Source organism: Bordetella genomosp. 5 (genome assembly GCF_002261315.1).
Classification (GTDB): domain Bacteria; phylum Pseudomonadota; class Gammaproteobacteria; order Burkholderiales; family Burkholderiaceae_B; genus Bordetella.
On the sequence record NZ_NEVP01000004.1, the window covers coordinates 475,875 to 501,169 of the forward strand.

General features: G+C 68.7%; 24 protein-coding genes and 1 pseudogene. 14 read left to right on the forward strand and 11 right to left on the reverse strand.

The window, feature by feature from the left end:
- Nucleotides 1-10 precede the first annotated feature (10 nt).
- Entirely contained in the window at nucleotides 11-454 is a 444-nt protein-coding gene (gene queD, locus CAL25_RS07720) for a 6-carboxytetrahydropterin synthase QueD (RefSeq protein WP_094799347.1), read from the reverse strand.
- A 31-nt stretch (nucleotides 455-485) separates the two neighbouring features.
- Nucleotides 486-1,118 carry a 7-carboxy-7-deazaguanine synthase gene (queE, locus tag CAL25_RS07725; protein ID WP_094799348.1) on the reverse strand — a complete coding sequence of 211 codons (633 nt, stop codon included), beginning with the start codon at nucleotides 1,116-1,118 and terminating at the stop codon, nucleotides 486-488.
- 131 nt (nucleotides 1,119-1,249) lie between these two features.
- Here queE and arfB point away from each other — a divergent pair, with 131 nt between their 5' ends.
- Nucleotides 1,250-1,666 (forward strand): alternative ribosome rescue aminoacyl-tRNA hydrolase ArfB, encoded by a 417-nt coding sequence (gene arfB, locus CAL25_RS07730; RefSeq protein WP_094799349.1) that lies wholly within the window; start codon nucleotides 1,250-1,252, stop codon nucleotides 1,664-1,666.
- Nucleotides 1,667-1,682: 16 nt separating this feature from the next.
- Here the strand turns inward: arfB and CAL25_RS07735 are convergent, their stop codons facing one another.
- Nucleotides 1,683-2,531, reverse strand: a complete 849-nt coding sequence (locus CAL25_RS07735; RefSeq protein WP_094799350.1) for a CPBP family intramembrane glutamic endopeptidase — start codon at nucleotides 2,529-2,531, stop codon at nucleotides 1,683-1,685.
- A 206-nt stretch (nucleotides 2,532-2,737) separates the two neighbouring features.
- Between CAL25_RS07735 and CAL25_RS07740 the strand changes: the two genes are divergently transcribed.
- Nucleotides 2,738-3,112 carry an MAPEG family protein gene (locus CAL25_RS07740; protein ID WP_094799351.1) on the forward strand — a complete coding sequence of 125 codons (375 nt, stop codon included), beginning with the start codon at nucleotides 2,738-2,740 and terminating at the stop codon, nucleotides 3,110-3,112.
- Between the two features lie 123 nt (nucleotides 3,113-3,235).
- On the opposite strand, the gene CAL25_RS07745 is transcribed toward CAL25_RS07740, so the two are convergent.
- From CAL25_RS07745 to CAL25_RS07755, 3 genes are all read right to left on the reverse strand, one after another.
- Nucleotides 3,236-3,688 (reverse strand): carboxypeptidase-like regulatory domain-containing protein, encoded by a 453-nt coding sequence (locus tag CAL25_RS07745; RefSeq protein ID WP_094799352.1) that lies wholly within the window; start codon nucleotides 3,686-3,688, stop codon nucleotides 3,236-3,238.
- A gap of 142 nt (nucleotides 3,689-3,830) precedes the next feature.
- Nucleotides 3,831-4,616 (reverse strand): NRDE family protein, encoded by a 786-nt coding sequence (locus tag CAL25_RS07750; protein WP_094799353.1) that lies wholly within the window; start codon nucleotides 4,614-4,616, stop codon nucleotides 3,831-3,833.
- Nucleotides 4,617-4,624: 8 nt separating this feature from the next.
- Nucleotides 4,625-5,173: a YbaK/prolyl-tRNA synthetase associated domain-containing protein gene (locus CAL25_RS07755; RefSeq protein ID WP_094799354.1), complete on the reverse strand. Its 549-nt coding sequence runs from the start codon at nucleotides 5,171-5,173 to the stop codon at nucleotides 4,625-4,627.
- A 194-nt stretch (nucleotides 5,174-5,367) separates the two neighbouring features.
- Here CAL25_RS07755 and CAL25_RS07760 point away from each other — a divergent pair, with 194 nt between their 5' ends.
- Complete coding sequence (locus CAL25_RS07760) at nucleotides 5,368-6,420, forward strand: NADP-dependent oxidoreductase (RefSeq protein ID WP_094799355.1); 1,053 nt, start codon at nucleotides 5,368-5,370, stop codon at nucleotides 6,418-6,420.
- Nucleotides 6,420-7,100 carry a type 1 glutamine amidotransferase domain-containing protein gene (locus CAL25_RS07765; RefSeq protein ID WP_094799356.1) on the forward strand — a complete coding sequence of 227 codons (681 nt, stop codon included), beginning with the start codon at nucleotides 6,420-6,422 and terminating at the stop codon, nucleotides 7,098-7,100. The genes CAL25_RS07760 and CAL25_RS07765 overlap by 1 nt, the downstream gene beginning before the upstream one ends.
- A gap of 44 nt (nucleotides 7,101-7,144) precedes the next feature.
- Here CAL25_RS07765 and CAL25_RS07770 read toward each other — a convergent pair whose 3' ends face one another.
- Together CAL25_RS07770 and CAL25_RS07775 are read right to left on the reverse strand one after the other, a co-directional pair.
- Nucleotides 7,145-8,743 (reverse strand): glycerol-3-phosphate dehydrogenase/oxidase, encoded by a 1,599-nt coding sequence (locus CAL25_RS07770; protein ID WP_094799357.1) that lies wholly within the window; start codon nucleotides 8,741-8,743, stop codon nucleotides 7,145-7,147.
- 46 nt (nucleotides 8,744-8,789) lie between these two features.
- Nucleotides 8,790-9,608 carry a DeoR/GlpR family DNA-binding transcription regulator gene (locus CAL25_RS07775; protein WP_170948427.1) on the reverse strand — a complete coding sequence of 273 codons (819 nt, stop codon included), beginning with the start codon at nucleotides 9,606-9,608 and terminating at the stop codon, nucleotides 8,790-8,792.
- A 149-nt stretch (nucleotides 9,609-9,757) separates the two neighbouring features.
- On the opposite strand from CAL25_RS07775, the gene CAL25_RS07780 reads away from it, so the two are divergent.
- The 6 genes from CAL25_RS07780 (at nucleotide 9,758) to CAL25_RS07805 (ending at nucleotide 15,911) form a co-directional block, all read left to right on the forward strand.
- Nucleotides 9,758-10,957, forward strand: a complete 1,200-nt coding sequence (locus CAL25_RS07780; RefSeq protein WP_094799359.1) for an ABC transporter ATP-binding protein — start codon at nucleotides 9,758-9,760, stop codon at nucleotides 10,955-10,957.
- On the forward strand, nucleotides 10,957-12,045 hold the full coding sequence (locus CAL25_RS07785) for an ABC transporter ATP-binding protein (protein ID WP_094799360.1): 1,089 nt from the start codon (nucleotides 10,957-10,959) through the stop codon (nucleotides 12,043-12,045). Before CAL25_RS07780 ends, CAL25_RS07785 begins: the two co-directional genes overlap by 1 nt.
- On the forward strand, nucleotides 12,042-12,920 hold the full coding sequence (locus CAL25_RS07790; RefSeq protein ID WP_094799361.1) for a carbohydrate ABC transporter permease: 879 nt from the start codon (nucleotides 12,042-12,044) through the stop codon (nucleotides 12,918-12,920). The genes CAL25_RS07785 and CAL25_RS07790 overlap by 4 nt, the downstream gene beginning before the upstream one ends.
- A complete protein-coding gene (locus tag CAL25_RS07795) occupies nucleotides 12,913-13,725 on the forward strand; it encodes a carbohydrate ABC transporter permease (RefSeq protein WP_094799362.1) in 813 nt (270 codons plus the stop codon). The genes CAL25_RS07790 and CAL25_RS07795 overlap by 8 nt, the downstream gene beginning before the upstream one ends.
- A gap of 17 nt (nucleotides 13,726-13,742) precedes the next feature.
- Nucleotides 13,743-14,051: a DUF2160 domain-containing protein gene (locus CAL25_RS07800; protein WP_094799363.1), complete on the forward strand. Its 309-nt coding sequence runs from the start codon at nucleotides 13,743-13,745 to the stop codon at nucleotides 14,049-14,051.
- Between the two features lie 129 nt (nucleotides 14,052-14,180).
- A complete protein-coding gene (locus tag CAL25_RS07805) occupies nucleotides 14,181-15,911 on the forward strand; it encodes an ABC transporter substrate-binding protein (RefSeq protein ID WP_094799488.1) in 1,731 nt (576 codons plus the stop codon).
- 192 nt (nucleotides 15,912-16,103) lie between these two features.
- Here CAL25_RS07805 and CAL25_RS07810 read toward each other — a convergent pair whose 3' ends face one another.
- Together CAL25_RS07810 and CAL25_RS07815 are read right to left on the reverse strand one after the other, a co-directional pair.
- Complete coding sequence (locus CAL25_RS07810; RefSeq protein ID WP_094799364.1) at nucleotides 16,104-17,273, reverse strand: hypothetical protein; 1,170 nt, start codon at nucleotides 17,271-17,273, stop codon at nucleotides 16,104-16,106.
- Nucleotides 17,274-17,609: 336 nt separating this feature from the next.
- A pseudogene (locus tag CAL25_RS07815) lies at nucleotides 17,610-18,308 on the reverse strand (DUF502 domain-containing protein); the annotation flags it as partial.
- 468 nt (nucleotides 18,309-18,776) lie between these two features.
- On the opposite strand from CAL25_RS07815, the gene CAL25_RS07820 reads away from it, so the two are divergent.
- Nucleotides 18,777-19,439, forward strand: coding sequence for a glutathione S-transferase (locus CAL25_RS07820; protein WP_094799365.1), 663 nt, complete (start codon nucleotides 18,777-18,779; stop codon nucleotides 19,437-19,439).
- On the opposite strand, the gene CAL25_RS07825 is transcribed toward CAL25_RS07820, so the two are convergent.
- Nucleotides 19,405-19,872, reverse strand: a complete 468-nt coding sequence (locus tag CAL25_RS07825; protein ID WP_094799366.1) for a winged helix-turn-helix transcriptional regulator — start codon at nucleotides 19,870-19,872, stop codon at nucleotides 19,405-19,407. The two genes, CAL25_RS07820 and CAL25_RS07825, sit on opposite strands and share 35 nt — an antisense overlap.
- 138 nt (nucleotides 19,873-20,010) lie before the next feature.
- Between CAL25_RS07825 and CAL25_RS07830 the strand changes: the two genes are divergently transcribed.
- The 3 genes from CAL25_RS07830 to CAL25_RS07840 all read left to right on the forward strand — a co-directional run bounded on the left by CAL25_RS07830 (nucleotide 20,011) and on the right by CAL25_RS07840 (nucleotide 25,247).
- Nucleotides 20,011-21,309, forward strand: coding sequence for a D-amino acid dehydrogenase (locus tag CAL25_RS07830; RefSeq protein WP_094799367.1), 1,299 nt, complete (start codon nucleotides 20,011-20,013; stop codon nucleotides 21,307-21,309).
- A gap of 177 nt (nucleotides 21,310-21,486) precedes the next feature.
- Nucleotides 21,487-22,620 (forward strand): metallophosphoesterase family protein, encoded by a 1,134-nt coding sequence (locus CAL25_RS07835; protein WP_094799368.1) that lies wholly within the window; start codon nucleotides 21,487-21,489, stop codon nucleotides 22,618-22,620.
- Complete coding sequence (locus CAL25_RS07840; RefSeq protein ID WP_094799369.1) at nucleotides 22,617-25,247, forward strand: AAA family ATPase; 2,631 nt, start codon at nucleotides 22,617-22,619, stop codon at nucleotides 25,245-25,247. The genes CAL25_RS07835 and CAL25_RS07840 overlap by 4 nt, the downstream gene beginning before the upstream one ends.
- The last annotated feature ends 48 nt before the right edge of the window (nucleotides 25,248-25,295 follow it).

The window sequence follows — 25,295 nt, forward strand, 5'->3', positions numbered from 1 at the left end:
TGCCGGGAACTCAGGCGGTGCAGTCGGCCCAGCAGTTGGGCGTTTCGTAGAGGCGCACGCGCGTGAGCCGCAGGTCGGCGCCGTAGTGGCCGTGGTAGTGCGGCGCGAGGATGCCGAAGATGATGGTGGCGAGATTTTCGGCCGTGGGGATGCGGTCGAGCACCACGGTCTTGTGGCCGGGCAGCGTTTCCAGGAACGCGCGCACCGCCGTGTCGCCCTCGAATACCAGGAACGCGTGGTCCCAGACGTCGACGACGTGCGTCTTTGCGATCGACTTGATCTCGGAGAAGTCCATCAGCATGCCGTTGTCGGACTCGCCGGGCGCCTGCACGATGTCGCCCGTGAGGGTGAGCTCGAGCACATAGCGGTGCCCGTGCAGGTTGCGGCATTGGCTGCGATGGTCGGGAATGCGATGGCCGGCGTCGAATTCGAGCCTGCGGGTAACGGAAATCACGACGCGTACCTCGTCGTGCTCATGCGGACGTTCATGGAATGCCTATGTATTTGTGGGTTTGCACGCTCAGCCGCCACTGCGGATGTTGCATGCAGTACTGCACCGCGGCCTCGGTATGGGCCAGCCGCTGCGGGCTGTCCATGGGCTGCAGGAAGAAGTGCTCGAACTCGAGATCGGCGTAGCGCTCTGGCGGCGCTTCGCGCTGCGGATAGACCAGCTTGAGCTCGTTGCCCTTGCGCACCACGATGGTGGAGCTGCCCTTGGGGCTGACGCAGATCCAGTCGATGCCGGGCGGCGGCTCGACCGTGCCGTTGGTCTCGATGGCGATGGTGAAGCCTTCGGCATGCACCGCCTCGATGAGCGGGGTGTCGAGCTGGAGCAGTGGTTCGCCGCCCGTGAAGACCACATAGCGGCCGGCGCGCTCGGGGCCCCAGGTGCGGGCGAGCGTGTCGGCCAGGGCCTGGGCCGTGGCGAACTTGCCGCCGCCCACGCCATCGGTGCCGACGAAGTCGGTGTCGCAGAAGGTACAGACGGCGCTGGCCCGGTCGCTTTCGCGGCCGGACCACAGATTGCATCCGGCGAAGCGGCAGAACACGGCCGCGCGGCCGGCCTGAGCGCCTTCGCCCTGCAGCGTTTTGAAGATTTCTTTGGCGGAGTAAGTCATGCGGGGGCCTCCGGGCGGACAGGCCGGAGGTGGAGAACAATCCCGCATTTTACCGGCACCGGCCAACCTGCGCCCGACCGAGGCGCGGACGCTGCCGCACGCGGCCCGATAAGGGGGTAGACTCACGCCCTATGTTGCATATCAAGGACGCTTTCTACCTGGATCCGCGCGATCTGGTCTTCGGCATGATCCGAGCCCAGGGCGCCGGCGGCCAGAACGTCAACAAGGTCTCCAGCGCGGTGCACCTGCGCCTGGACCTGCGCGCCAGCGGTTTGCCGCCCGAGGTGCAGGACAAGGTCATGGCGCTCGACGATCATCGGGTCACGAAAGAGGGCGTCGTGGTGATCAAGGCGCAGGCGTTTCGCAGCCAGGAAAAGAACCGCGCCGACGCCGTCGAGCGCCTGCTGGTGCTGCTGCGCAAGGCCTTGCACGAAGAGCGCCCGCGCAAGGCGACGCGCCCCACGCGCGCCTCGCAACAGCGGCGGGTGCAGCGCAAGGTCCAGCATGGCGACGTCAAGCGCATGCGGGGCCGCGTGCGCGACGACTGACGCGGCGCGCGCCGCGTCAGCCCGCCAGCGCGGGATAGACGAACAAGCCGAAGTGCACGGTGTTGAGCCCCAGATGCGCGGCCACGGCCGCGGCCAGGCCGCCGTGCCGGTACGCCCAGCCGTAGCAGAGTCCCGCCACGGTGGCGAGCGCGATCATGGCGGGCCCGCCCGCCCAGTGTGCCAACCCGAACAGCAACGCGGCGATGCCGCATGCCGCCGCGAAGCCCAGCCTGCGGCTTAGCTGCTGCTGCACATAGCCGCGAAAAAACGCTTCTTCCGCCAGCGTCACGAGCACGGCGTTGTTCAGCAGCCAGATCCCGCCCTGGGCCGGCCAATGAGGCGACCAGCGCGTGTAGTCGAACAGCCAGGCCAGACCCAGGCACGCGAGGCAGGCGGCGGCGGTGGCCATCCACGCGGCGCGCAGCGTGGCGGCCGCGCTGCGGCCCAGGCAGGGCGGGGCCAGCACCAGCAGGATCCAGGCCGCGACGAGGGGTTTGTCGAAGTTCAGATAGAGCGTGAACGGCACCGCCCGCGGATCGAACCGGACGCCGTCGATGACGCGCGTGTTGTGAAAGCCGGGGAACAGGTGCAGCGCCAGGCCGAGGGCCGTCAGCACGAATACCGCGTGCCCCACCGGCGTGAGCCAGCCGCGCGCGGACGCGCCTTGCGGGCTGCCTTGCCACACCGCCCACGCGGACGCGCCCAGCAGTGCGAGCGGGGCGAGCACGCGCGCGTCGATCTGTCCGCCGATCGCGGCCAGCAGCAGACCGGCGGCGATGCCTATCAGCGCGAGGCGCCGGGTCGCCGGCGGCCAGAGCAGCAGGTAAGAAGGAATCAGGATCAGCCAGGGGGCGTGGGCAGGCATGGCGCGGCAAGGAAAGCCAGGGGTGCGCAGCAGTGTATGCGAGGGCCGTGGGCGGCACGGCGCGCGTTCGGACGAAGGCGCGGAGATCGCGTGCCTGACGCCGCGCGGGCGCATACCTGCCGAAGCGACACCAGCCCGATTGACGCCTTGAAACGGGCAGGCAATCATGTGACGCCCGGCATCCGTCGCCGGAGCAGGAGACAGGGATGCATGTGATCGCGTGGTTGATGGTGGTGGCCGCTGTGCTGCCGATCGTGTCGGCGGGGCTGGCGAAGGCGGGCGGCAAGCGCTTCGACAACAACGCGCCGCGCGAGTGGCTGGCGCGTCAGGAGGGCTGGCGTGCGCGCGCGCATGCCGCGCAGAACAACGGGTTCGAGTCGCTGCCGTTTTTCTACGCGGCGGTGCTGTATGCACTGCACACCCACGCCGATCCGCGCCATCTCGCCGTGCTCATGGGCGCCTGGCTGCTCACGCGCGTCGTCTACGTCGCGCTGTACGTGGGCGGCTACGGCACGCTGCGCTCGCTCATCTGGGCGACCGGCCTGGTGCTCAACGTGGTGATCCTCTTCTCGGGCCGTTGAGCCGGCCTTTGCTGCCGGATAAAAACAGGCCGGCAATATGCCGGCCTGCGTCCTTAATGGCGCACAGCGGTCAGGCGTGCAATCGAATGGGCCCGACGCCGCGGCGCCAGGCGCGTGGCCCGCTTACTTGCTGAGCGGCCACTCGAAGCTGGCGCGGGTGGTGCCGCTTGCGCCCACTTTCACCTTCTGCGTTTTTTCGACACCGCTGGAACTTGCCTTGACGGTGTATTCACCGGCCGGCAGGTTGGCCAGCAGGTACGGCCCCTGGGAGGTGGTGTTGAGCACCGTGGCGCCCTTGGCGTCGGTGATCTGCACGGGCACGTCGGCCAGGTAGACGCCGCGGCCGCCGTCGCCGCGCTGGGCGAAGGTGAGGGCGAGGCGGTATTGCGACGAGGCCTTCTGCAGCGCCTGCGACTGGCCTTCGCCGATCCCGCCCGAGACGAATTGCACCGAGCCCTGGGTCTGTGCCTGCGGCAGCACGGGCAGGGTTTCCTGGGCATGGGCGAGCCCGGAGAAGGCGAGGGTGCCGGCGATCATCGCGGCGGCAATCATCGAACGTTCGTGGTTTTTCTTCATGGCGAACACTCCTATCGGTCGGTTCCGGCAGGTGCGGCGGGGCAGTTCGAAAGCCCGGTCGCCGTTCATCCCGGAATGTCTGATTCGACCATGGGAAGCCATGCAAGTTCGTTGCCGGTTGTGAACAAATCCGGCAGAGCTTTCAGCCTGGACTGACGCGGAAAGCCAGATCGGTTTCGCGCCGGATGCGCGCGTCCGGATCGAAGGTGCGCTCGTGCAGCTCGCCGCGTCCGTCGGCATGCCAGGCGAGCAGCGTGGAGCTGCGCGTGCCGTAATCCGGGCTCACGATGAACGGGCTGCCCAGCAGGCGCTCGCGATCCAGCGGCAGGCCGGTGCGCGGCAGATCGGCGTCGTTGGCCGGGGTGCGGTCGTCGAGCGCCGCGTACAGGGCCGGAATCTGTTGCGCGAAGGCCGCGTTGGCGTGTTCCAGCACGTGCGTGAAAGCGGCTTTGAGGCGGACCAGCTTCGGCCAGGGCGTGTCGAGCAGGGCGTTGGAGACCGCATACACGCCCGGCGCCAGCCGGCGTGGCGAGCCCGGGTCGCGATTGCTGCAATACCAGGCCGAACGCAGATCGCCGACGATGAGATTGAATCCGTTGTAGCGCTCCCCCTCGCGGGCCACACGCGCCACGTAGTCGGCCGGCGCGTCGTCGCCGCGCAGGTAGGCCTCGACCAGGGCGCCGCGCGAGACCGCATCGGTCTGCTGGCGCCCGACCTCGCGGTAGTTCGTGACCAGTGCAAAGCGGCCCCGGTCCGTCGTGCCCATCCAGCTGCCGCCGGCCTGCAGATCGCGGCCGGCATAAAGCACCGGCTGCCCGGGCCAGGGGTGGATGGGCTCGGTGGGGCGGGCATGGAACTCATCGCGGTTGGCCGCGATCAGGACCGGCATGCCGGGCACATGATGAAGGGCGAGGACGGCAAGGCACATGGCGGATCCTAGGTCGCGTCGACGTCGGCCGCGCCGGCGGGCTGGGCGGAAGCGGCCTGCACGGGCGCGGCATCGGCCGGGCGCACCAGGGGGGCCACGCGGGGCCGCGCGATGCGAAAGTAGTCGTCCGCCCGCATCAGGATCGACGCGTCGAGGCGGCCGGCGTTGAAAACGATCTGCTCATGACGGTGCTCGAGCGTGGGATCCACCAGCAGCATCAGATCCGGATTGAACGAAAAGGGCGGAATCGCGCCGATCTCGCAGCCCGTGAGTTCGCGGGCGAGGTCACGCGTGGCCAGCGATGCCTTCTTGCCACCCGCCGCCACGGCGATCGCGTCGAGATCGGCCTGGCCATCGGCCGGGAAGACGGCCAGCACATGCTGGCGCACGGTGGAGCTCATTTTCACGCGGCAGACCAGAGCCTTGGCGCCCTGGCTGACCTGCGTGCCACGGATCGCGGCCACCTCGGCGGAACGGCCCTCCGCCGCGTGGCGCAGAAGCTGATAGGTGGCGCCTTGCGCGTCGAGCAGGTCTTGCAATTGCTGGAAGATGTCCATCGTCGGAGGGGCGCCGCCGCGAAGGCGGAATGAGCTGTCGAACGGGGCTCCATGATACGCCGCCGCGTGCGTAGGGCCCCGCAAGGCGCATGGTGTAAAAGAGAGGGAACGGGCGCGGACAGGTTGCCCGGCCGGCGTCACCGGCCATGCGGACCCGCGCCCACCATGCGCATTGCGCGAGGAGGCTGTATCCGATGACGACATCTCAATCCGCCACGATCAATCGCCGTGTCGTGCTCGCACGGCGCCCGCAGGGCGAGCCCGTTGCCGAGGATTTCCGGCTCGAGACCGATGCGGTGCCCACGCCCGGCGAGGGCCAGGTGCTCTTGCGCACCGTCTATCTCTCGCTCGATCCCTACATGCGCGGCCGCATGAGCGACGCGGCGTCGTACGCCGATCCCGTGGCGCTGGGCGCGGTGATGGTGGGCGGCACGGTCAGTCGCGTCGTGGCCAGCCATCATCCCAAATATCAGGTCGGCGACTGGGTGCTGTCGTATGCCGGCTGGCAGGACTACAGCCTGTCGGATGGCACGGGCCTGCTGCCGCTCGGCGCGGCGCCGGAGCATCCCTCGTATGCGCTGGGCGTGCTGGGCATGCCGGGCTATACCGGCTATCAGGGGCTGCTGGACATCGGCCAGCCCCAGCCCGGCGAAACCGTGGTGGTCGGCGCGGCCACCGGCGCGGTGGGCTCGGTCGTCGCGCAGGTGGCACGGCTGAAGGGTTGCCGGGTCGTCGGCGTGGCGGGCGGCGCCGACAAGTGCCGCTACGCCGTCGAAGTGCTGGGCATGGACGCGTGCGTGGATCATCGTGGCCCGGACCTGGCCGGCGCGCTCGCGGAGGTCACGCCCAAGGGCATCGACGTGTATTTCGAGAACGTGGGCGGCAAGACTTTCGACGCGGTCCTGCCGCGCCTCAATACCCGCGCACGTATTCCGGTGTGCGGCCTGATCTCGGCCTATAACGCCACGTCGCTGCCCGACGGTCCGGATCGACTGCCGCTGCTGACGCGTACCATTCTGACCAAGCGCTTGCGCGTGCAGGGCTTCATCATCATGCAGGACTATCCCGATGGATTCGGCGCGTTCCGGCGCGAGATGACGGGATGGCTGGAGCAAGGCCAGGTCAAGTATCGCGAGGACGTGGTCGAGGGATTGCAGGCCGCGCCGCAGGGCCTCATCGGCCTGTTGCGAGGAGAAAACGCCGGCAAGCGCATCGTGCGCGTCGGCACGGACGAAGGGAGTGCATGATGAAGATCCTGATGGTGCTGACCTCGCACGACCGGCTGGGCGACACGGGCCGCAAGACGGGCTTCTGGCTCGAGGAGTTCGCCGCGCCTTATTACGTCTTCAAGGATGCGGGCGCCGAGCTGGTGCTGGCCTCGCCGGCGGGCGGGCAGCCGCCGCTCGATCCCAAGAGCAGTGATCCGGACGCGCAGACCGAGGCCACGCGCCGTTTCGATGCCGATGCCGAGGCCCAGGCACGCCTGGCCGCCACGGTGCCGCTCGCGCAGGTCGACGCGGCCGAGCATGACGCCGTGTTCTATCCCGGTGGCCACGGGCCGCTGTGGGATCTGGCGGAAGATCGCCGCTCGATCTCGCTGATCGAGACGCTGCTCGCGGCGGGCAAGCCCGTGGCCGCGGTCTGTCATGCGCCGGGCGTGCTGCGCCATGCGAAGGCCGCCGATGGCCGTCCGCTCGTGGCGGGACGGCACGTGACGGGCTTTTCCGATACCGAGGAGCGGGCGGTGCAACTCGAGAAGGTGGTGCCGTTCCTGGTGGAAGACGAGCTCAAGCGGCTGGGCGGGCACTACACGCGCGGACCCGACTGGGCCGTGCACGTGGCCAGCGATGGCCTGCTCATCACCGGTCAGAACCCGGCCTCGTCGGAAGCGGCGGCCCGCGCGTTGCTCGCCGCGCTCGAGAACTGAGTCAGGAATCAACCAAGTCGCGAACGCGGCGGGGCTCCGTGGCCTCAGTGCAGGCGGTAGCCCGCCGCGACGGCCGCGAAGGCGGTCTGCTGGGCCTGCTGCCAGACCGCATCGTGGCCCAGCTCTTCAGCCAGCAGACGGGCCACTTCGGGCGCGGCCGCTTCGGCGGCCGCCGCATCGAGGAACAGCGCGCGGTTGCGCCGCGCCAGCACGTCTTCGACCGTGCGCGCCAGCTCGGCGCGGGCGGCGTAGCGTACGTGAGCTTCGGTCAGGCCGCTGGCCTTGACCAGCATGCGGTCGGCACCCGGCAGGGCGCGCACCGTGGCCAGGTCCGTGCCGTAGTAGCTGTCGGGCGTGCCCTGGGCCGCCGGCAGCGCGGTGCCCGGACGCGGCGCGCCGTGCAGCGGCAGGGCGGCCGTCGCGCAGGGTCGTTGCGGCAGCAACTGTTTTTCGATGGCGGTATCGATCACGTCCTGGGCCATGCGGCGATAGGTCGTCCACTTACCGCCCGTGACCGTGACCAGACCCGAGGCCGACACCAGAATGGTGTGCTCGCGCGACAGGGACTTGGTGGCGGCATCGCCGGTGGCCTTCACCAGCGGGCGCAGGCCGGCCCAGATGCTGGTGACGTCGGCGCGCGTCGGCTTGCGGGTCAGGTAGCGGCCCGCGGTTTCCAGGATGAAGTCGATTTCGCGCTCATCGGCCTTGGGCTCGAGCGGCAGGTCCGAGCGCGGGCTGTCGGTCGTACCGACGATGGTGTGGCCGTTCCACGGCACCACGAACAGCACGCGGCCGTCGTCGGTCTTGGGAATCAGGATGGCGTCGTCGCCCGGCAGGAATTCGCGCGGCAGCGTCAGGTGCGTGCCCTGGCTGGGGGCGACCATGGTCTGAGCCTGCGGATCGTCCATGCGGCGCACGGCGTCCACCCAGACGCCGGTCGCGTTGATGATGCATTTACCCTGCACGGTGTACTGGCCGCCGCCGATATCGTCGCGCAGCGTCACGCCGTCGATCTTGTCGTCCGTGCGCGTCAGCCCTTCGGCGCGCATGTAGTTGATCGCGGTGCCGCCCTGGTCGAACAGCGTGCGCATCAGCGCCAGCGCCAGGCGCGCGTCGTCGAACTGGCCGTCGTAATAGAGCACCCCCCCGCGCAGGCGCTTGCCATTGACCTCGGGCGCGACGGTGGCCGCGTGGGCGATGGTATCGGCACGCGAGAGCCAGCGGCTGGACGCGAGATTCAGCTTGCCGGCCAGCATGTCGTACACCTTGAGGCCGATGCCGTAGAACGGCTGGTCCAGCAGCGTGTAGGCGGGCACCACGAAGCCCAGCGGCCAGGCCAGGTGCGGGGCATTGCGCGCCAGCAGACCGCGCTCGTGCAGGGCCTCGCGCACCAGGCTGATGTTGCCCTGGGCCAGGTAGCGCACGCCGCCGTGCACGAGTTTGGTGGCGCGGCTGGAGGTGCCTTTGGCGAAGTCGGCGCCTTCGACCAGCAGCGTGCGCAGGCCGCGTGCCGCCGCGTCGACCGCGGTGCCCAGGCCCGTGGCGCCGCCGCCGATCACGATCACGTCCCAGGTCTGGGGCTGGCGCAGGGTGTCTAGGAGGGCCGCGCGGTGGGGCAGGGCAGGAGAGGCGTGTTCAGTCATGGAATGGGCGTGCGGAGTATGAGAGGGACGGGCCGATGCGGCCGGCTCAAGGGGTGTCGTTGAAGTCGTCGGTGGCGTGCAGGACATCCTCACCGGGGCCGGCGTCGGAGATCTCGCAGCGCACGCCGGCTTCGCTCAGGGCCTGCGCGAGCTGCGCATGCGGGCGGGCATCGGTGAAAAAGCGGTCGATCTTGGAGATGTGGGCCAGCTCGACCATGGCCTGGCGCTGGAACTTGCTGCTGTCGGCAGCCAGCCACACCTCACGCGACTGCTCGATGATGCTGCGGGCCACGCGCACTTCGCGGAAGTCGTAGTCGCGCAGCGTGCCATCGGCCTCGATGCCCGAGATGCCGATCAGGCCGATGTCGACCTTGAACTGGCGGATGAAATCGATCGTGGCCTCGCCGGTGATGCCGCGGTCGCGCGGGCGCACCACGCCACCGGCGATGATCACCTCGCAATCCGGGTTGTCGGACAGGATGTCGGCCACGTGCAGGTTGTTGGTGATCACGCGCAGGCCGCGATGGCGCAGCAGCGCGCGCGCGATGGCTTCGGTGGTGGTGCCGATATTGATCAGAAGCGAACAGCCATCGGGCACGGCGCGGGCCACGGCCTCGGCGATGCGGCGTTTGCCGTCGGCATGAAGCCCCTGGCGCTTGCGATACGCGATATTCTCGATGGTGGAGGCTTCGATCCGGACGCCGCCATGAAAGCGTGCCAACATGCCAGCCTCGGCCAGCAGATTGACGTCGCGCCGCACGGTTTGCAGCGTGACGTCGAAATGGCGCGCCAGGGCCTCGATCGAAGCCGATCCCTGGCTTCGGACCAGCTCGACCAGGGCGCTTTGTCGTGGATTGAGTGTCATGGTTGCATCATAAAACAACAAAACCGAAAAATGATGACGCAGTGCGGGATTGTTTTTGGTTCGTTTCTTCTGTAAAACGCAAAAAAACAAAAGAAAGCGCACGCAGCACCCTTGAAGTCGCAGCATCGCCGATGGCTGGAGGAGGCCGGATGGAGCTGGTGTTGGATGGCATCGAAGTGCATGCCGGGTCTCAGGTCCACCTGTATCCCATGAGCCTGGCGCCCGTGCCGGGCGCCATGACGGTGCTGCTGGGGGCCACCCTGGCGGGCAAGACCACGCTGATGCGCGTCATGGCCGGGCTCGACCGCCCCAGCGGCGGCCACGTGCGCGTCGATGGCCACGACGTCACCGGCGTGCCGGTGCGCCAGCGCAACGTGGCGATGGTGTATCAGCAGTTCATCAACTATCCCTCGCTCACCGTCGCCGACAACATCGCCTCGCCGCTGCGCCTGCGCGGCGGCAAGCGTGCCGACATCGACGCCGCCGTGCGCGCCATGGCGGCCCGCCTGCGCATCGATCACCTGCTGGAGCGCCTGCCCGCGGAGCTGTCGGGCGGGCAGCAGCAGCGCGTGGCACTGGCGCGGGCGCTCGTGAAGCAGGCGCCGCTGGTGCTGCTCGACGAGCCGCTGGTCAATCTGGATTACAAGCTGCGCGAATCCCTGCGCGACGAGCTCGCCGGCCTGTTTGCCGAGGGCCGCTCGACGGTGGTCTACGCCACCACCGAGCCGGCCGAGGCGCTGTTGCTGGGCGGCCACACCGCGGTGCTGGACGCCGGCGAACTGCTGCAGTACGGGCCCACGGCCGAGGTCTTTCACCGGCCGGCCTCGCTGCGCGTGGCGCGCGCATTCAGCGACCCCCCCATGAATCTGTTCGCGGCCGAGCGCGAGGCGGGCGGCCTGCGCCTGCCAGGCGGGCTGTTCCTGCCGCGCGCGCTGCCCGAGGCGGCGGCCGGCGCATCGGCGCCCGGCGCATCGGCGCCCGGCGCATCGGCGCCCGGCGCATCGGCGCCCGACGCAGCGGCGGCCGGCGCTCCGGCACCCGGCGCTCCGGCGCCCGATGCCTCGCGCCAGACCCTGACGGCCGGCATTCGCGCCGGCGCGTTCCGGGTGGCGCCGCGTCCGGGCGACGTGGCCCTGCCCGGGACGGTGGCCCTGGCCGAGATATCGGGTTCCGACACCTTCCTGCATCTGGACACCGCCGCTGGATCGATCGTGGCGCAGTTGCCCGGCGTGCATCGCCACGCCCTGCAGGCGCCGCTTACGCTGCACGTCGATCCGGCCGACACCTACGCCTTCGATGCGGCGGGCTGGCTGCTGGCCGCGCCCTCGGCGCGGGGGGAGATGCGCTGATGGCACGTATCGACCTCGACCTCGCACACGCCTATGTGCCGCATCCCCAGCGCGACGAGGATTACGCGCTGCTGCCCCTGCGCTTTACGTTCGAGGACGGCGGCGCGTACGCGCTGCTCGGCCCCTCGGGCTGCGGCAAGACCACGCTGCTCAACTGCGTGTCCGGGCTGTTGCGCCCCTCGCGCGGCAAGGTGATGTTCGACGGGCGCGACGTGACGGCGCTCTCGCCCCAGGCCCGCAACATCGCCCAGGTGTTCCAGTTTCCAGTGGTGTACGACACGATGACGGTGGCGCAGAACCTGGCGTTTCCGCTGCGCAACCGCGGCGTGCCGGCGGCCCAGGTGCGCGAGCGGGTCGGCCGCATCGCCGAGATGCTCGAGCTCTCGAACGTGCTCGACCGGCGCGCCAGCAACCTCACCGCCGATGCCAAGCAGAAGATCTCGCTCGGCCGCGGCCTGGTCCGCAACGATGTGTCGGCCGTGCTGTTCGACGAGCCGCTCACGGTGATCGACCCGCATCTCAAGTGGGAGCTGCGGCGCAAGCTCAAGGAAATTCACCACGAGCTGGGGCTGACGCTGATCTACGTCACGCACGACCAGACCGAGGCGCTGACCTTCGCCGATCAGGTGGTGGTGATGTCGCGCGGCAAGGCGGTGCAGGTCGGCACCGCCGACGATCTGTTCGAACGGCCCGCGCACACCTTCGTGGGGCATTTCATCGGTTCGCCGGGCATGAATTTTCTGGCCGCGGTGTGGCAGGACGGCACGCTGCAGGTCGGCGAGTATCGCCTGGACGGGCTCACCGCCGCCCAGGCGCTGCGGCTCGACGCCGAGGGGCCCGTCACGCTCGGCGTGCGGCCCGACTACCTGCGCCAGGTCGCGCCGGGCACGCCGGGCGCCGTGCCGGTGCGGCTCGCGCGGGTGCAGGACGTGGGCACCTATGGCCTGCTCACCGGCGAATTCGAAGGCACGACGCTGCGCGCCCGCGTGCCGCTCGAGCCGGGCCTGCCGGCGGTCGGCCAGACCGTCTGGCTTGCCGTGATCAATCATCACACCTGCTTCTACCGCAACGAGGAGCTGATCCAATGAAACCCCTCGATCATCGCGCGTGGTTCCTCGTGCTCCCGGTGGTGTTGTGCGTTTCGTTCTCGGCCATCCTGCCGCTGATGACCATCGTGAACTATTCGGTGCAGGACATCATTTCGCCGGATCGGCGGGTGTTCGTGGGCACGGAGTGGTACGCGGCCGCTTTGCAGGACGAGGAATTGCACGGCGCGCTGTGGCGCCAGATCGGCTTCTCGCTGGCGGTGCTGGCGATCGAGATTCCGCTGGGCATCCTGCTCGCGCTGGCGATGCCGGCGCAGGGCTGGCGCGCCTCGGCGGTGCTGGTGATCATCGCGCTGTCGCTGCTGATTCCGTGGAACGTCGTCGGCACCATCTGGCAGGTGTTCGGCCGCACCGATATCGGTCTGCTCGGCGCCAGTCTCGCGGCGCTGGGCCTGGACTACAACTACACCGGCAATGCGCTCGACGCCTGGCTCACGGTGCTGGTGATGGACGTGTGGCACTGGACGCCGCTGGTCGCGTTGCTTTGCTATGCCGGGCTGCGCGCCATCCCCGATGCCTATTACCAGGCGGCGCGCATCGATGGCGCGAGCCGCTTCGCGGTGTTCCGCTACATTCAGCTGCCCAAGCTGCGCGGGGTGTTGATGATCGCGGTGCTGTTGCGATTCATGGACAGCTTCATGATCTACACCGAGCCGTTCGTGCTCACCGGTGGCGGGCCGGGCAATGCCACCACCTTCCTGTCGCAGTACCTCACCCAGAAGGCCGTGGGGCAATTCGACCTCGGGCCGGCGGCCGCGTTCTCGATCATCTACTTTCTCATCATCCTGCTGCTGTGCTTCATCCTCTACAACTGGATGCAGCGCGCGGGCACGGGCTCGGAGACCGATCATGTCTGAATCGCGTTCGGCCTGGCGGCCGCTGTTCCTGATCCTGTATCTGCTGTTCGCCATCCTGCCGCTGTATTGGATGCTGAATATGTCGTTCAAGACCAATACCGAGATCGTGGGCGAGCTCACGCTGTTTCCGCGCGAGTTCACGCTGGAGCATTACCGCACGATCTTCACGGATCCGGCCTGGTATTCGGGGTATATCAACTCGCTGATCTACGTGCTCATCAACACGGTGATCTCGCTGGCCGTGGCGCTGCCCGCGGCGTATGCGTTCTCGCGCTATCGCTTCATCGGCGACAAGCACGTGTTCTTCTGGCTGCTCACCAATCGCATGACGCCGCCCGCGGTGTTTCTCCTGCCGTTCTTCCAGCTCTACACCTCGGTCGGGCTGATGGACACGCACCTCGCGGTGGCACTGGCGCACCTGGTGTTCAACGTGCCGCTGGCCGTGTGGATCCTCGAAGGCTTCATGTCCGGTGTGCCACGCGAGATCGACGAGACGGCCTATGTCGATGGCTACTCGTTTCCGCGCTTCTTTCTCACGATCTTCCTGCCGCTGATCAAGGCGGGCGTGGGCGTGGCCGCCTTCTTCTGCTTCATGTTCAGCTGGGTCGAACTGCTGCTCGCGCGCACGCTCACTTCGGTAAACGCCAAGCCCATCGTCGCCACCATGACACGCACGGTGTCGGCGTCCGGCATGGACTGGGGCGTGCTGGCCGCCGCCGGCGTGCTCACGATCGTGCCGGGCGCCATCGTGATCTGGTTCGTGCGGCATTACATCGCGAAGGGCTTCGCGATGGGACGCGTCTAGGCGCAGGGAGACACGCGATGTTCGACTGGATGGTCTGGACGCTGCCGGTGGCGATCTTTTTTTCGTGTGTGGTGCTCATGCTGGCCGGCATGACGCTCTGGGAGCTGAAGTCGCCCACCCGCCTGCGCAAGGGGTTTCTGCCGATCGCCACCACGCGCGGCGACCGGCTCTTCATCGGCCTGATGCTGGCGGCATGGATCAACCTGGCGTATGTGGGGCTGGGCGAGCACTTCGTGACGTGGTTCACGCTGGACCAGCCGCCGACGCTGTGGCTGGGGTTCGTGATTTCGATGGTGATGCTGGTGGTGGTGATGCGCAAGGGATGAGGGCGGCGGACGCTATGCACCGCCGCAGTCAGTGAGGATTACCAGGACCACGGCCCCGCCTTCCCGGCCCGCGTCCGGCAGCACAACACGGGAAAGCCCAACGAGGAGACAGTCATGAAAGTGCGGGTGATGCAGTTCCGCGTGCGCGCCATGGTGGCCGCGATCGCGCTCATCGGTTCCTCGGCCGCCTGGGCCGGCGAGCCCGAGGCGCAGAAGTGGGTGGACAGCGAGTTCCAGCCCTCCAGCCTTTCCAAGGACAAGCAACTGGCCGAGATGAAGTGGTTCATCGAGGCCGCCGCCAAGCTCAAGGCCAAGGGCGTGAACGAGATCAGCGTGGTGTCCGAGACCATCACCACGCACGAGTACGAGTCCAAGACGCTGGCGCGCGCCTTCACCGAGATCACCGGCATCAAGGTCACGCACGATCTGATCCAGGAGGGCGACGTCGTCGAGAAACTGCAGACCTCGATGCAGTCGGGCAAGTCGATCTACGACGGCTGGATTTCCGATTCCGACCTGATCGGCACGCATTACCGCTACGGCGCGATCCTGCCCTTGTCGGACTACATGGCCGGCGCGGGCAAGGAGTGGACCAACCCCGAACTCGACCTGAAGGATTTCATCGGCACCAAGTTCACGACGGCGCCCGACGGCAAGCTCTACCAGCTGCCCGATCAGCAGTTCGCGAACGTGTACTGGTTCCGCGCGGACTGGTTCGCCCGCAAGGACCTGCAGGAGAAGTTCAAGACCAAGTATGGCTACGACCTGGGCGTGCCCACGAATTGGTCGGCCTACGAAGACATCGCCGATTTCTTCACCAACGATGTGAAGGAGCTGGACGGCAAGAAGGTCTACGGCCACATGGACTACGGCAAGAAAGACCCGTCGCTGGGCTGGCGCTTCACCGATGCGTGGCTCTCGATGGCCGGCGCCGCCGACAAGGGCCTGCCCAACGGCATGCCGGTCGACGAGTGGGGCATCCGCGTGGCCGACGACAAGTGCACGCCGGTGGGCGCGTCGGTGGCGCGCGGCGGCGCGACCAACAGCCCCGCGGCGGTCTATGCGCTCACCAAGTACATCGACTGGATGAAGAAGTACGCCCCGGCGCAGGCCATGGGCATGACGTTCTCGGAGTCGGGTCCGGTGCCGGCGCAAGGGCAGATCGCGCAGCAGATCTTCTGGTACACGGCATTCACGGCCGACATGACCAAGAAGGGCCTGCCCGTGGTCAACGCCGACGGCACGCCGAAGTGGCGCATGGCGCCGTCGCCATACGGGCCGTACTGGAAGCAGGGCATGCAGAACGGCTACCAGGACGTGGGTTCCTGGACCTTCTTCAAATCGACCGATCCCAACCGGCTCGCGGCCGCCTGGCTCTACGCGCAGTTCGTGACATCGAAGACCGTGTCGCTGAAGAAGTCGATCACCGGCCTCACCTTCATCCGCGACAGCGACATCAACAGCGAGTTTTTCACGAAGAATGCCGACAACTATGGCGGGCTGATCGAGTTCTACCGCAGCCCCGCGCGCGTGGCCTGGACGCCCACCGGCAACAACGTGCCCGACTATCCCAAGCTGGCGCAGCTGTGGTGGAAGAACGTGGCCACGGCCGTGACGGGCGAGAAGACGCCGCAGCAGGCCATGGACACGCTCGCCAACGAGATGGATCAGGTGATGGCCCGCCTGGAGCGTGCCGGCATGGCGCAATGCGCGCCCAAGCTCAACGCCCGAAGCGATCCGGGCAAGTGGCTCTCGGATGAGCACGCCCCATGGAAAAAGCTCGCCAACGAGAAGCCCAAGGGCGAGACGATTCCGTACGACAAGCTGCTGCAGGCCTGGAAGGAGGGCAAGGTGCGCTGATCACGGCCGTACCGGACGGCGAGGGAGCTCCTGCACAAGCGGAGTGCCGTCCGGACGATGCGTGAACCGCCGCGTCTGACGCGGCGGTTTTTTTATTGCGGGTCCGAACCTCGAGCGAGCCTCGGGGTAAGCCGAGGGCGCGTGATTCGTCATGCCGTGTCCGTCGGCGTGCGCCTCCTGCCGCCCGGCTTTTCAATCCGCCGAGCCCGGCGTCGGGTATTCCGGCAAGGTGACGTCGGCGTGGCCGGGGCGGACCCAGCGGGCGCATTCCCGGGTGGCGTCGATGCAGCCGCCTTCGGCGTAGACGCCCTGCGGATCGCGGATGCGCACCATGCGCTCGAGAATGCGCGCGGTGGCGTCGGGGTGGGCGAGGGTCTCGGCGACGCGCGCTTCGACGATGTCTTCGTTGATGAAAAGCTTGCCGTTGGCGTCGTACTGCGCGCCGTGGCGCCAGTGGAAGATTTCGACGCACTTGCCGGTGAAGGTGAACGGCTTGTCGCGCTTCCAGAAATTATTGAAGAGCCCGTTGCCCAGGTAGAAGACCCACGAGCCTTCGTAGCCTTCGACGTTGGACGAGTGCTCGTCGGGGTTGCGGAACCAGAGCCGGTCGCCGGGCACATAGAAGCGCGGCGGCAGGGGCTGGGCCAGCGAGCCGTATTCACGCAGGAAGGCATCGTGGAAGCGGCCCGACATCACGGCGCGCGTTTCCCATTGGCGCTGCAGGCGCCGCGCCATCTCGGGGTTGGCGGCCTCGAGCTCCTGCGCGATGCCGAGCACCGTGACGTACTCGGTGGCGCGATAGCACGAGAAGGCGTAGAGCTCGCCGGAGGCTTCCGGCTGGGTGGCGCGTCGCAGCCCTTCAATGAGCGACTGGCCCGGCAGGATGGTGAAGCCGCGGGCTTCGTCGTAGGTCCAGTAGCCGGCCGGGCGCTCCGCCTGCTCGGTATCGAAGGCCAGCGCGGTCTTGCGGGCGGCCTGCACGGTATAGCGCCTGATGCGCACGGCCGATTCGAGCTCGGCCACGTCGGGAAACGCGAAAGCGACCGGGCAGGCCAGCATGGCGAGCACGATCTCGCGGTCGAGATCGGCTTCGACGGTATCGGTGCGCAGCTTGAGCGCTTCGGCCAGACCCGTGGTGTCGCCGTCGGGCAGATAGCGCGAGGCGAAGGCGGGCATGGCCTGGATGCGCACGCCGGGGGCGCCGTCTTGCTGGGTGACGCTGACCCACGCGGCCAGATCGAGCGCGCGCACGAATTGGCCGGCTTGCTGCAGGGCCAGCGCGGCGCTCGCCGCATCGGCACTGTCGATGCGGATGCCGCCGTGGTCGGCGCGCTCGGGCGTGGAAAGGAGGGGGGACGACATCGGAAACGGCTCCAGGGCCCGGCGAGTGCCGGGCATCGAGCCGGCAGGGGGCGAATCTCGCTCCCTCAGGTGCCGGCGCCTGGCCGGGAGCGTGGGCATCGTGCGCCCATCGCTATCATTGCCAATGCGTTGCTGCGGTGCAACTGGGGCAAGCCTGTGATGACAAACCGCCCCGGCTGTCGTCCGTTTTGGGCGGGGTCAGGGCTGACGGGGAGGGATGTCGGTCGTCGCTGCGCCGGGCGCCGCTGCGCCGGGCGTCGCCACGCCGGGCGTCGCCACGCCGGAGGTCGGCGCGGAGGGAGCGGCACTGCCAGGCGCTACCGCGCCGGACGCCGTTGCGCCGGGCGCCGTTGCGCCGGGCGTCGCCACGCCGGGCGCCGCCGGCGGGCGGCTATGCGCGTCGATCTCTTTCTGCATGGCACCCGCGGCCTCGGCGGCCGCCGGGCCCTGCGCTTCGGCGCGCGCCATCCAGGCGATCAGGGACGAGCGCATGGCTTCCTCGACCGACATCTGAATCGGCGTGACCCATTCCTGCGGCACGAATACCGTATAGCCGCCGATCATGTAGCCCATGGGCAGATAGACGGCGACGCGCTCGCCCGGCAGGAAGCCCTCGGGCAGGCCGTCGGCGCCGCGGCGGGTGATCAGGCCCACCACCTCGAGCGGCTGGTTCGGCAGACGCAGCACCACCACCTGCTGGTTGGTGGTCTTGGCGGAAGGCGTGAAGTAGTCGGCAAAGCTCTTGAGCGAGGAATAGATGCTCTTGATCACCGGCAGATTGGTGAACGGCATCTCGAGGAAGGTCATGAAGCGCTGCACGCGCTCGAGCGAGACCAGATAGCCGATCGCGAGGATCGCAAGAATGCCCAGCATCAGGCCAAGGCCGGGAAAGTAGAAGTTGCCGATGAACGGGCGCAGGAACGCCAGCGCGAACGACTCCGTCCAGGCCAGGAAAATGAACAGCAGATAGAGCGTGAGCGCGATCGGCAGGACCGTGATCAATCCACGGAAAAAGTAACGGGAAAGCTTGGACATCAATTTGGACATGAATCGGGCTCCAGGGCCGCGCACGGGAGGCGGCGGCCGGGCCGCACGAGCGCGGCGAGGTCGGACACGGCAGAATGGTACAGAAAAAGTACCCCCACGCCGCGCCTTCGGCTTGCTGCCCCCCGAGGGGGCGTTTTTATCTTGGGGCGGCCCGGCGATAAAAAGCGCCCCCACGCTGCGCCTCCGGCTTGCTGCCCCCCAAGGGGGCGTTTTTATCTTGGGGCGGCCCGGCGATAAAAAAGCGCCCCCACGCCGCGCCTACGGCTTGCTGCCCCCGAGGGGGCGTTTTTATCTTGGGGCGGCCCGGCGATAAAAAGCGCCCCCACGCTGCGCCTACGGCTTGCTGCCCCAGGGGGCTTGTTTGTCTTGGGCGACAATATTGCGGCAGCTGTCAGGGTCGGGAAGCCGCGAGCGGGATTCCGGCAGGCTGCCGCCGTGTTGTTCTAGAGGTTATTCGTGCTGCCCATCCTGTATTCGTTCCGTCGTTGTCCTTACGCCATGCGGGCGCGCATGGCGTTGTTGATCGCGGGCCAGCGCTGCGAGTTGCGCGAGGTGGTGCTGCGCGACAAACCGCCCGCGCTGCTGGCCGCGTCGCCCAAGGCGACGGTGCCGGTGTTGGTACTGGCCGGCGGCCACGTATTGGAACAGAGTCTGGACATCATGCACTGGGCGCTGGGCCGGCACGACCCCGAAGGCTGGCTCGAAGGCGGCGCGGGCGCGGACTGGATCGCGCGCTGCGACGGCGACTTCAAGCATCACCTCGACCGCTATAAGTATGCCGGACGCTACCCGGGCGCCGACGCCACCGTACACCGGGAGCAGGCCGCGGGCCTGGTGCGAGACATCGACGCCGCGCTGCGCGTGGCGCCCTGGCTGGGCGGCGCCCGGCCGCGTCTGGCCGACTTCGCCGTGATGCCGTTCGTGCGGCAGTATGCCCATACCGACCGCGACTGGTTCGACGCTCAGCCCTGGTCCGCCGCCATCGCCTGGCTGGACGCGCTCACGCAGGCGCCGCTGTTCGAGGCCGCGCTGCGCAAGTTCGACGCCTGGCGCGAGGGTGCGGCGCCGGCGCACCTGGAGGGGTTCAGCGGTCCGTCGGTAGATAAAGCGACTCCTTGATTTCTTCCATCACCACGTAGCTGTGGGACTCGGCCGAGGCCGGCAGACGCTTGAGGATCTCGCCCAGCAGGCGCCGGTATTCGTTCATTTCCGAAAGCCTGGCCTTCACCAGATAGTCGAAATCGCCCGAGACCAGATGGCATTCCATCACTTCGGGCACATACATCAGCTCTTGCTTGACCTTGTCGAACACGTCGCCCGACTTGGCCGAGAGCCGGATTTCGAGGAAGACCAGCAGCGTCTTGCCCAGGGCCGCCGGGTTGATGCGCGCATGGTAGCCGGTGATCACGCCCTCGCGTTCCAGGCGCTTGACGCGCTCGGAGCAGGGCGTGGCCGACAGGCTCACGCGGTCGGCCAATTCGGTGATCGAAATCCGGCCCTCGCGCTGCAGGATTTCGAGGATTTTGCGGTCGGTACGGTCGAGCTCGCGCATTTTCACTTTGGGACGGCGGAAAAGCCGGGGTCGGCAGGATTAAATCGGGTTGGCTGGGCCAATTTTAGTGGTTTTCACTGGCATATGACTCCTAGACTACAAGAATTCACGTAAACGCAATAACGAGCGAGACCTCTCATGCACGTCATCGTCCTGGGCAGCGGCGTCATCGGCATCACCACCGCCTATTATCTGGCTCGCCAGGGGGCGAGCGTCACGGTCATCGACCGCCAGGGCGGTCCGGCCGACGAGACCAGTTACGCCAATGCCGGGCAGGTGTCGCCGGGCTATTCCACGCCCTGGGCCGCGCCCGGCATCCCGACGAAGGCCTTCAAGTGGCTGTTCCAGAAGCATGCGCCGCTTGCATTGCGTCCCGATGGCACCCTGTTCCAGTGGCGCTGGCTCGCCGCGATGCTGGCCAACTGCTCGGCCGACCGCTACTCGGTCAATAAAGAGCGCATGCTGCGCCTGGCCGAGTACAGCCGGGATTGCCTGCGCAGCCTGCGCGCCGACACCGGTATCCAGTACGAGCAGCGCACGCAAGGCACGCTGCAGTTGTTCCGTACCGAAAAACAGATGGAAGCGGCGCGCCGCGACATCGCGGTGCTCGAAGAAGTGGGTGTGCCTTACGAGCTGCTCGACGCCAACCGGCTGCCGGTGGCCGAACCGGCGCTGGCGCGCTCGCTGCACAAGCTGGCCGGCGGCCTGCGCCTGCCCAACGACGAAACCGGTGACTGCCGCCGCTTCACGCTCGCGCTGGCCGACATCGCCCGCTCGCTCGGTGTGCAGTTCCGCTTCAACACGCCCGTCAAGGGCCTGCTGCGCCAGAAGAACCGCATCACCGGCGTGCGTCTGGCCAACGACGAGGTTCTCACCGCGGACTGCTACGTGACGGCGTTCGGCAGCTACAGCCGTGGCTTTCTCGAGCCGCTCGGCCTCGACCTGCCGGTGTACCCGGTCAAGGGCTACTCGCTCACGATTCCGCTCACCGACGAATCGGCCGCGCCGGTCTCCACCGTGCTCGACGAAACCTACAAGGTCGCGGTCACGCGCTTCGATCAGCGGATCCGGGTGGGCGGCATGGCCGAGATCTCCGGCTTCGACCTGCGCCTCAAGCCCGCGCGCCGCGCCACGCTCGAGTTGGTCGTCAACGATCTCTATCCCGATTCCGGCGACGTGGCCCGTGCCGAGTTCTGGACCGGCCTGCGGCCCATGACGCCCGACAGCACGCCGATCGTTGGCGCCACGCGCTACGACAATCTGATCCTCAATACCGGTCATGGCACGCTGGGCTGGACCATGTCGTGCGGCTCGGGCAAGCTCACCGCCGACCTCGTGATGGGCCGTCAGCCGGGTATCCGCGCCGACGACCTCGCGCTCTCGCGTTACGGCAAGGAGCGCGCCGCGCCGCGCGCGATGGTGGCCGGTCCGGCCTGATCGCCGCAGCGTCTCGCGCAGCGCCCGCCGCCTCCCGGCCGCGGGCGCTGTTTCATTGCGGCGCGCCGCTTATCCGCCTCCGGAGCCAAGCCCCGGCCCGGGCGGAAGCCGGGCAGGCCGGCCGCCGCGTGCGCCTATGCCACAATCGCACCAAACCGGGTACTTCTGAGGTCCGCCTTGGCTCATTTTCTACATACCGCCGATTGGCAGATCGGCCGGGTCTACGGTCAGTTCGAGTCCGACGACGCCGCCGTGCTGGCGGAAGCGCGCATCGAAACCGTGACGCGCATCGCGGCGCTGGCCCGCGAGCGCCGGGTCGACGCCGTGCTGGTCGCGGGCGACGTGTTCGATACCCAGGCGGTCTCCGATCGCACCATTCGCCGCCTGTTCGACGCGCTTGCCGCCTTCGATGGCCCGTGGGTCATGATCGCCGGCAACCACGATGCGGCGCTGGCCGACAGTGTCTGGTCGCGTGCGCGCCAGCTGAACTGCGTGCCGGCCAACGTGCATATTCCGCTCACCACGCAGGCCGTGCTGCTGGACACGTTCAGCGCGCTCGCCGCGCCGCTTACGCAGCGTCATACCTATGACGACGTGAGCGCGGCCTTCGATCATCTGGATACGCCGGACGGGCTGCCCCGCGTGGGCCTGGCCCACGGCAGCGTCAGCGGCCGCCTGCCCGAATCTGCCGACGCCGCCAATCCGATCGCGCCCGACCGCGCGGCGCGGGCCCGCCTCGATTACCTGGCGCTCGGCGACTGGCACGGGTGCCTCGAGATCGATGCGCGCACCTGGTATGCCGGCACACCGGAGCAGGACCGCTTTCGCGGCAACGATCCGGGCCATGTGCTCGACGTGCGCATCGCGGCGCCGGGGCAGGCGCCGCAGGTCGAGCGCGTCGCGATAGGCCGGTTTCGCTGGCAGTTATGGCAGACGCCGCTGGCGCTGCCGAGCGATCTGGAAACGCTGGGCGTGCGGCTCGCGCAGCTCGGCGCCGACGACGTGCTGCGGCTGGAGGTCAGTGGCAGCGTCACGCTCGCCGACTGGGAGGGCTTGCAGCAGGCCGTGGGCCAGGCCGCGGCGCGTGCCCGCAGTCTCGACATCGACACCGCCGCGCTGACCATCGCGCCGGCCGAGGCCGACCTAGCGGCCTTGCGCCTGGATGGCTATGTGGCCGAGGTGGCCGAGCGTCTGCAAGCCATGCAGGCGCGGGCCGGCACCGCGACGGAGGCGGCCGAGGGCGCGGTGGCGCGTACGGCCTTGCGCTTGTTGCTGCAGTACCAGCGCAACCTGGCGCGGGAGGCCGCATGAAGGTCTCGCGCATCGCACTGGCCGAGTTCCGCAAGTTTCACGGCGCGGCCGAGCTCGACGGGCTCGAAGCCGGGCTCAACATCATCGTCGGCGCCAACGAGGCGGGCAAGAGCACGTATGCGGCGGCGCTGCGGGCGGCGTTTCTCGAGCGCTATGGCACATCGACCGTGTCGCACCTCGCGCCGCGCGGCGTGGCCGGCGCGCGTCCGTCCGTCGAGGTCGCCTTCGAGCACGACGGCCATGACTACCTGCTGCGCAAGCACTTCCTGTCCAGGGCGCGCTGCGAGCTGTTGATCGACGGCGGCCGGCAGCGCCACGAGGGCGAGGACGCGGAGCAGGTGCTGGCGACCCTGCTGGGTTTCGACCTGCCGAAAAAAGGCCTGAGCAAACCCGAACATGCGGGCATCCCGGGGCTGCTGTGGATCGAGCAAGGCGAAGGACAGTTGCTGGCCGGCCCGGCCGGCCATGCGGACACGTATCTGCGCGATGCCCTCACCGGCATCAGCGGCGAGCTCGCCAGCCAGGACGGCGACCGGCTCTACGAGCAGGTACAGGCGGATCGCGCCGAGTTGCTGGATGCGCGCGGCAAACCGCGCGCCGCCTATCGCGACGCCGAGGCCGAGCTCGCCCGCCTCGCGCAGCAGGAAGACGAGCAGGCGCGCGCGCTGGCGGCGCTCGAGGCCGATGTCGATCGCCTGACGCGGCTGCGTGGCGAGCACGAGCGGGATGAGCGCGAGGCGCCGTGGGTAGGTCACGAGGCGCAGGCCATGCAGGCACGCCAGCGGCTCGAGGCGCTGGCGCGTCTGCGCGAACAGGTGGCGCGGCTGCAGAGCGATGCGCAGCGCGCGGGCGAGACCGCCGCGCTGACGCGTGCCCAGGTGCAACGCGATCAGGACGACGCCCAGGCCCTCGCCGCGCTGGCCGACACGCTCGCGCGTGAGCAGCAGCGGGCGAGCGAGCAGGCGCAACACGCGCAGACGGCCGCCGCCGCGCTGGCGCAGGCCGAGCAGGAGCTGGCCGCCGCGCGTGAGCACCATGCGGCCCGCACGGCGGCCGAGGCCGCCGCTCAGGAACTGGCGTCGCTGACCGCGAGGGTGCGCGACGCCGAGGCGGATATCGCGCGGCTGCGCCAGGCGGTGGCGCAGGCCGAGGCCGCTCAGGCCGCGGCCGAAGCGGCCCGCGCCGCCCGCGAGGGCCAGGTTCGTTTCGAGGAGCCGCGCTTGCAGGCGCTGCGCCGCGCGCAACAGGCGCTCGATGCCTTGCGCGTGCAGCAGCAAGCGGTGGCGACACGGCTGAGCTATACATTTTCGGCACCCGGGGCCCGGCTCGAGGGGCAGCCGCTGGACGGCGAGGGCAGCATGCTGCTCACCGAGGCCGCGCGGCTCGACATTCCGGGCGTGGGCTGGTTGCGCATCGAACCGGGCGGGCGCGATCTGCAGGCCCTCGCCAGCGATCTGGTGCAGGCGCAGGGGGCGCATCAGCAGTTGCTGCGCGAGCTGGGCGTCGAATCGCTCGCGCAGGCGGAGCAGGCCTGGCTGCGCCTGGCCGCGTCCGAGCGCGACCTCAACGACGCGCACAAGGCGCTGGCCATTCATGCGCCGCAGGGGCTCGACGCCCTGCGGCGCGAGTTGCAGAGCCGGGAGCAGACCGCCGCGCGCGACCAGGAACGACTGGCCACGTTGCGCGCGCAACAATCGGCGGCCGCGCCCGCCGCGCCGGCCGGCACGGCCACCCTCGCGCAGGCGCAGGAGCGCTACCAGCAGCTGGCGCAACAGGCCCGGCAGACCCAGGCCGCGCACGACACCGCCGCCGCGCGCGCACAGATGTTGAGCGAAGACTTGCGCACCCGCCGTAATGCGTTCGATGCGCCCGAAGAGAGCGCCCGGCGCGCGGCGCGCGGCGACGCGTGGCTGGCGGCGCGCACGGCGCAGGAGGCGCTGGAGCGCGACCACGCGCAGCAGGCGCAGACGCTGGCGGCCGAGCGGCCCGACGTGGCGGAGCAGGATCTTGCGCGTTTCACCCGCTCGGCGGAAGTGGCGCGGCACCGGCATGCCGAACGGCAGGCCGAGCTGCTGCAGCTGCAAGGCAGGCTGCAGCAGGCCAATGCCCAGGGCATGGGCGAGCAACTCGCGCTCACGCGCGCCGAGCGCGAGCGCTGGACGCGCCGCCGCGACGAGTTGCGCGAACGCGCCCAGGCGCTCGATCTGCTGGCGGGCCTGCTGCAGTCGGCGCGCCAGCAGACCACGCAGCGCCTGCTCGCGCCGCTGTCGCAGCGGCTCGAGCATTATCTGGGCCTGCTGCTGCCGGGCGCGCGCCTCGCCTTCGACGCGCAACTGCAACCGGTGGCGCTCAGCCGCGGGGTCGAGGAAGACCTCGCGAGCCTGAGCTTCGGCACGCGCGAGCAGCTGGGTCTGCTGGCGCGGTTCGCCTACGCCGATCTGCTGCGAGAGGCGGGCCGGCCCACGCTGCTGGTGCTCGACGATGCGCTGGTCCACGCCGACGATGCGCGCCGCGATCTGATGAAGCGCGCGTTGTTCGACGTGGCCACGCGCCACCAGGTGCTGCTGTTCACCTGCCATGGCCGTGCCTGGGAAGACATGGGCGTGCCGCAGCGCCAGCTCGCCTGAGCGCCGCCAAACAAAACGGCGGCGCGTCTGCATGACGTGCCGCCGTCG